The organism is Streptomyces minutiscleroticus, assembly GCF_014650875.1.
Taxonomy (GTDB): Bacteria; Actinomycetota; Actinomycetes; order Streptomycetales; family Streptomycetaceae; genus Streptomyces; species Streptomyces minutiscleroticus.
Map to the genome: position 1 here is coordinate 1 of NZ_BMVU01000135.1, position 5114 is coordinate 5114.

A 5114-nucleotide genomic window follows, 5' to 3' on the forward strand; every position below is an offset into this window, starting at 1 on the left:
GGCCAACGTCCCTGATGGGGTCGTTTCCGCGCAGTCTGGGACCCGCCTCCAGGCCGAGTGTCGCGTATTCGCATCCGATGCAATTGGCGTCGGTAGGGACATCGGTACAGCCGTTGGCGTCGAGAACGATCATGGTCCGCCTGGGACCGGTGACGAGCCGAGGATCGAGGGTACAGGGCCTCCCGGCCCCGACATGCGAATGGAGCAGATAATGCACTCTCCCGGCGACCTACCGACTGGCGCTCCGGACCCGGTCGACGATGCGGTCCTGAACGATCTTCGCCTGCGCCTGGAGCGGTACCGGCGCGTCCCTCTCCCGGACACAGCCGAGTGGGAACGTGGCGCTGACCCGGACTACCTCGCGGACCTGATCAGCTACTGGCTGAACGCGTACGACTGGCGCCCGCACGAGTCGCGGATCCGGGCTCTGCCGTGGGCGACGACGCAGCGCAGCGACGTGCCCGTGCGAGCGATCCACCAAAGGGCGACGCGCCCGGACGCCCCTGCCGTGCTCCTGCTGCACGGATGGCCGGACTCGGTTCTGCGCTTCGAGAGGGTGCTGCCTCTCCTGACGGACTTCCACGTCGTCGTTCCCAGTCTCCCGGGCTATCCGTTCGCCGTGCCGGTCCCCGAGGGCGGTATGTCGGCGGACGCCATGGCCGAGGCTGTGGCATCCGTCATGGCGGAGTTCGGCTACGACAGGTACGTCGTGTCCGCCGGCGACGTGGGGTGCGATGTCGCCGAGGCGCTGGCCGCCCTGTACCCGCAAAGGGTGGCGGCCCTGCACCTGACGGACGTCTCCCAGTACCACTTCCTGGCCGCATTGCCGTCGGATCTCTCGCCGACCGAGCGTGCCTATGTTCAACGTGGGCGCGACTGGCAGCAACACGAGGGCGGGTACATGCATGAGCAATCCACGAAACCCCATACGCTCGCAGCCGGCCTGGGCGACTCCCCGGCCGGGCTGCTGGCCTGGCTGGTGGAGAAGCTGAGGAGCTGGACAGACTGCGGAGGTGATGTCGAGTCGGTCTTCAGCCGGGAGGAACTGCTCACGTGGGTCACGGCGTACTGGGTAAGCGGCGCTATCGGAACCTCCTTCACTCCCTACGCCGTCGGCGGCGTCAAACCGGAGACGGTGATGCCGCCGGCCGTTTTCACGATCTTTCCCCGGGATCTTGTGAATGCGCCGCGCGAGTTCGCCGAGCGTGTGTTCGACGTCCGGCTGTGGCGGGAGGAGCGTGCGGGCGGCCATTTCGCGGCCTGGGAACAGCCGGAGCGATACGTGTCCGGCATCCGCGACGCGGTGCGCTGCACCACCGCGGACGAAGCACTGCGAGAGCAAGCATGAGTTCGGCGCCACCAAGGGCACCGAGCCGCGTGCGCCCACTGACTTCGGTGAAGCATTGAGCGGACGGTGCGCAGCGGAGCGACGCCACCTCCGGCGAGTACGTCGACCTGGTCGCCAAGGGCATCATCGTCCCGGCCAAGGTGACGCGCTCCGCGCTGCAGAACGCCGGGTCGATCGCCGCGCTGTTCCTCATCACCGAGGCCGTCATCGCCGACAAGCCGGAGAAGGCCGCCGCGCCGGCCGGCGGCATGCCGGGCGGTGAGGGGACTTCTGATCGACCGCTTCGGTTGATCGACCGTCCTGCGGGCCGAGGGCGGCACCCCTTGGAGACAGGGGGTGCCGCCCTCGGGTGTGTGCGGGGCGTGTGGATGCGGCTGGTGTCACATCCGATGGCCGACGGGGAAAATGCCCCTGGGTGTCGGGAGTTCGGCCTCGGCATCAGGACAGCGGTTATCGGTAAGAACGATCATGACTCGTGCTGGGCATCACCGGTGCGGGGCAGCAAGCGCACGACCCGGTCCACCAGCCGGTCCGGCCCGACGTTGCCCATGGGTTCGCGCAGGATGGACGCGTGCACCACGATCGGTGAAATCAGAATTGACTTCGGAGTCGAGGCGTCCACGGAGGCCGCGCCCGTCGCTCCGGCGTCGGCGAACAGTTCGTCGATGCCCGTGTGGACGCGTCGAACGTCACCGGACCGTGGCGACGAGGTACGACAGACTCGCCGTCCGATATGAGGCGACCGTGCTGGTAGCAGTGCTCAACGGGTACGTGACCGGCACTTTCCCAACAATTCTAGGCGCGGGTGCGGATGTCGTACTCGGCGCGGGCTTCGTCGATGTGCGCCAGGTGGTCGATGGTCCACTGAACGTTTTCCATCTTGATCAGTTGGCGAGTTCAAGGGCGACGACGGCTCGGACGATGGGGTGATCCGGGTGGTGCTGCAGCGGAGCTTGCGCAGGAGCCGCCGGCCCTTGAGGACCGCCATGGCGCGTTCGCCGAGGCTGCGGATCTTGGCATGGTCCCGGTTGTGACGCCGGCGCCGGCCGCGCAGGTTCCTGCCTCGGAACGGCGCGCGGATGGTAGGGCCCGCCCCCCCGATACACCTAAGAACTCCTAACAGAAGTGGGTGTGATCCCTTGGAATGCGGCCGTGTGGTGGGGTGTTGGCCTTCGCGTGAGGAGGGGTGAGCAGCTTCCGTGGATCGTGGTGGATGGGCTGTGGGCGCGGATCGAGCCGTTGTTGCCGGTCGTGCCGCGCCGGGCGGATCGTCTGGGGCGTAGGCGTCTGGAGGACCGCAAGGTCCTGTGCGGGATCCTGTTCGTGCTGTACACCGGCATTCCGCGGGAGTTCCTGCCCAGGAGCTGGGGTTCGGCTCCGGCATGACGTGCCGGCGGCGCCTGCGGGACTGGAACGAGGCGGGGGTGTGGCAGCGGCTGCACGAATCACTCCTGGCCGAGCTGCACGCCGCCGGTGCGCTGGACTGGTCGAGGGCGGCGATCGACGGCTCGCATGTACGGACCATGAAGGGCGGCCCACGACCGGACCGAGCCCGGTCGACCGTGCCCGACCGGACTCCAGGCAGCATCTGATCACCGAAGCGCACGGCATCCCGCCGGCCGTGTCCCTGACCGGCGGAAACCGTGGGCGACGTCACCCAGCTCATGCCCCTGCTGCAGGCCGTCCCGTCGGTACGGAGCCGACGTGGCCGACCCCGCCGACGGCCGGAGAAGATCTACGCCGACCGGGGTTACGACCACGACAAGTACCACAAGCAGGTCCGGACCCTCGGGGTCACTCCGGTCATCGCCCGCCGCGGCACTGAACACGGCTCCGGGCTGGGAGCCCACCGCTGGGTCGTCGAGCAGAGCTTCGCGCTGCTGCACTGGTTCCGCCGGCTCCGCATCCGCTGGGAGATACGCGACGACATCCACGAAGCGTTCCTCAGCCTGGCCTGCAGCATCATCTGCTGGCGACGACTGAAAAACCTCGCCCTTTGTCAGGAGTTCTTAGCACGGGTGTGTGGCGGCGGCGATGCCAGCGAGGAGGAGGTTGACGCCGGTTGCGAACTGTTGGCGGTCGTCGTGGTGGGCCAATTGCGGTGCGATCTCGTGCACGAACGGCAGCTGGTCTCGTCCGGCGTGCGCAGTCCAGCCCGCGGTCACCTTCTCCAGGAAGGCTGCCCGGTCGAGGTTCGGCGCGATACACGTGCCTGCGGCCTGCTGTGCCGCCGCTCCAAGGACGTGGTTCATGAACGCTGATGCGACGTCGAAGCGCATCTCGTCCGGTATCTGGAGAGGGGCGAGCAGTTCGCCGATGCGTTCAAAGATGAGCAGGTCGGCTGGCTGCCACGGGGCTCGGGAGAGCTGCGCTCCAAGCCACGGATGAGCCCTGATCACATCGAACACGTCGAGCATGAGGGTCCGAAGGGTTGCCTCGGACGAGTCGGACGACGGTGCGGGGCCGGTGACCCGTTCGACCAGGTTCGTCGCGGCGGCGGCGAGGAGCTGATCTTTGTTCGACACGTGGTGGTAGAGGGCGCCGGCCCCGGTCGACAGGCGGGCGGCCAGAGCCCGGAAGGTCAGGGCCTCCTCTCCGTCGGCGTCGAGGATGTCGATCGCAGTCTGGACGATGACCCGCTTGGACAGTGCATCCCTGCGACGTGGCGACCGCCGCGCATCTTTACTCCCGTCTTTTTTACTCACGACCCCATTTTGACATGACTGGAACCTTGTTCCATACTCGACTTTGGAACGAGGTTCCAATTCTGAAAGGAAGACATCATGCACAAGAACCAGCCCGGCGTCGTTCTACGCTTCCAGGCCAAGCCCGGCAAGGGTGAGGAGCTCTTCCAGCTGTGCACCGACCTGCACTGCACGGACGACCCGGACGGGCCCGTGGACTGGGTGCTCAGCCGCGACAACAACGACCCGGACATCATGTGGGCGTTCGAGTTCTACCGCGACGACGAGTCCTTCGAGCGGCACTACTCCAACCCCGTACTTGACGAGCCGCACCAGCGCGTCCTGGACCTCCTCGCCGACGAACCCGGCCTCGACTCCTCCATGCGCGTCGATGTCCACATCGTCTCGTCGAGCTGAACCGCTCGCGAAGTTCTCCATGAAGGCGGTCGCGCGAACCATCGCGGCCCTGAGGCCGGACTTCCTCAGGTGCTCCTCGATCGCGTGCTTCGAGTCGTGGTGCGGCACACCCGACTCCCGGTCCGCTCCGAAGACCGAGTTGAACACGACGTGCGGGACGCCCGCCTCGACCGCCGCGTCGACGAGCGCGGTACCGATGCGGATCTCCGCCTCGACCTCTTCGAGGCCGTTCGCCTCCGGGGTCATGAAGTAGAACCCCTCGACCGTCGCCAGCGCGGCGGCCAGCGACGCGGGGCCGTCGGCCCGGATGGCCGCCAGCTCGACGCCGCGGGCGGCCAGCGCCTGAGCCCGGTCGGACTGCGGGTCGCGGACCAAGGCCCGCACCCGCGCCTTGTGGTCCAGCAGCGCGTCGACCACCGCCCCGCCCTGTTGCCCCGTCGCGCCGAAGACCGCGATCGTGCCGGTCGTCCGTGTGCTCATCGCTGCCACCCCTCACTAGTTCACGGCGTGAACGTCGTCAAGGTGCGGATGCGGCGGGACCTCACGGTGTGACGGGCTGGTTCGAGGCGGGCGAAGAGAGGTCCGAGGTGTCCACGATGGCGGTGGCCACGCGCTCGAAGTCGCGCTGGTCGTCGGCGTCGAGGTTCCTCGCGATCTCGGGCAGG

General features: G+C 67.7%; 3 protein-coding genes and 4 pseudogenes. 4 read left to right on the forward strand and 3 right to left on the reverse strand.

Features of this window, described 5'->3' with window-relative positions:
* Window positions 1–211: 211 nt before the first annotated feature.
* Both IE271_RS40070 and groEL read left to right on the forward strand, forming a co-directional pair.
* Window positions 212–1348 (forward strand): epoxide hydrolase family protein, encoded by a 1137-nt coding sequence (locus IE271_RS40070; protein WP_190195358.1) that lies wholly within the window; start codon window positions 212–214, stop codon window positions 1346–1348.
* Window positions 1349–1428: 80 nt separating this feature from the next.
* Window positions 1429–1611 (forward strand): annotated as a pseudogene (gene groEL, locus IE271_RS40075) (chaperonin GroEL); the annotation flags it as partial.
* A gap of 621 nt (window positions 1612–2232) precedes the next feature.
* Here the strand turns inward: groEL and IE271_RS43115 are convergent.
* Window positions 2233–2444: pseudogene (locus tag IE271_RS43115) on the reverse strand (IS5/IS1182 family transposase); the annotation flags it as partial.
* 107 nt (window positions 2445–2551) lie between these two features.
* Here IE271_RS43115 and IE271_RS40085 point away from each other — a divergent pair.
* Window positions 2552–3333 (forward strand): annotated as a pseudogene (locus tag IE271_RS40085) (IS5 family transposase); the annotation flags it as partial.
* 24 nt (window positions 3334–3357) lie between these two features.
* On the opposite strand, the gene IE271_RS40090 reads toward IE271_RS40085, so the two are convergent.
* Window positions 3358–4053, reverse strand: a complete 696-nt coding sequence (locus IE271_RS40090) for a TetR/AcrR family transcriptional regulator (RefSeq protein WP_190195359.1) — start codon at window positions 4051–4053, stop codon at window positions 3358–3360.
* Window positions 4054–4131: 78 nt separating this feature from the next.
* Between IE271_RS40090 and IE271_RS44265 the strand changes: the two genes are divergently transcribed.
* The gene (locus IE271_RS44265; protein ID WP_190195360.1) at window positions 4132–4449 is read left to right on the forward strand and encodes a putative quinol monooxygenase; all 318 of its coding nucleotides are present in this window, start codon (window positions 4132–4134) and stop codon (window positions 4447–4449) included.
* 3 nt (window positions 4450–4452) lie between these two features.
* On the opposite strand, the pseudogene IE271_RS44270 reads toward IE271_RS44265, so the two are convergent.
* A pseudogene (locus IE271_RS44270) lies at window positions 4453–4929 on the reverse strand (NmrA family NAD(P)-binding protein); the annotation flags it as partial.
* Between the last annotated feature and the right edge of the window lie 185 nt (window positions 4930–5114).

Coding starts and splice junctions, on each gene's coding strand:
- IE271_RS40070 (WP_190195358.1), top strand. CDS start 212: ATGCACTCTCCCGGCGACCTACCGACTGGCGCTCCGGACCCGGTCGAC.
- IE271_RS44265 (WP_190195360.1), top strand. CDS start 4,132: ATGCACAAGAACCAGCCCGGCGTCGTTCTACGCTTCCAGGCCAAGCCC.